The organism is Thermoplasmatales archaeon (genome assembly GCA_014361195.1).
Lineage (GTDB): Archaea > Thermoplasmatota > E2 > UBA202 > JdFR-43 > JACIWB01.
The window spans coordinates 1-887 of the sequence record JACIWA010000024.1 but is presented as its reverse complement, the minus strand read 5'-3'; the positions used below and the strand labels follow the sequence as shown (position 1 = coordinate 887).

Here is an 887-nt window from a genome sequence, read left to right as displayed (position 1 = left end):
ATGTCGCTCGGGGAGGTCACCCCGATGGAGTCGTGGGCCCAGGTCCTCGCCCGGTTGTACATGGCCCGCTCGCAGATGACCGGCCCTCCCGAGGTCACCCGCACCTTGGTGGAGATGCGCTCGCAGGTCAGCTGGTCGTGCAGGGGGAAGTTGGCGCGGGAGTTGCCGGGGATGACCGCGGCGTCCCAGGCGGGGACGTTCTTCTCCCCCTCCTCGGTCATGAAGGTGAGGTCCACCGTGACCGGGCCCGGGTTGGGGTTCTGCACGCAGATCCAGGTCTGGAAGTCGCCTTGCGTGCAGCCCTCGGCCAGGTACCAGGTGTCGCTCGGGGAGGTCACCCCGACGGAGTCGTGGGCCCAGGTCCTCGCCCGGTTGTACATGGCCCGCTCGCAGATGACCGGCCCTCCCGAGGTCACCCGCACCTTGGTGGAGATGCGCTCGCAGGTCAGCTGGTCGTGCAGGGGGAAGTTGGCGCGGGAGTTGCCGGGGATGACCGCGGCGTCCCAGGCGGGGACGTTCTTCTCCCCCTCCTCGGTCATGAAGGTGAGGTCCACCGTGACCGGGCCCGGGTTGGGGTTCTGCACGCAGATCCAGGTCTGGAAGTCGCCCTTGGTGCAGCCCTCGGCCAGGTACCAGGTGTCGCTCGGGGAGGTCACCCCGACGGAGTCGTGGGCCCAGGTCCTCGCCCGGTTGTACATGGCCCGCTCGCAGATGACCGGCCCTCCCGTGGAGACCACCTTGGTGGAGATGCGCTCGCATACGAGCTGGTCGTGCAGGGGGAAGTTGGCGCGGGAGTTGCCGGGGATGACCGCGGCGTCCCAGGCGGGGACGTTCTTCTCCCCCTCCTCGGTCATGAAGGTGAGGTCCACCGTGACCGGGCCCGGGTT

Annotated in this window: 1 protein-coding gene; it reads right to left on the bottom strand. The window is 69.0% G+C overall.

Going from position 1 to position 887, the window contains the following annotated elements; translation table 11 throughout:
• On the bottom strand, positions 1-854 hold an 854-nt coding region (locus H5T44_06410), incomplete at its 3' end, for a hypothetical protein (protein ID MBC7081851.1).
• Positions 855-887 lie beyond the last annotated feature (33 nt).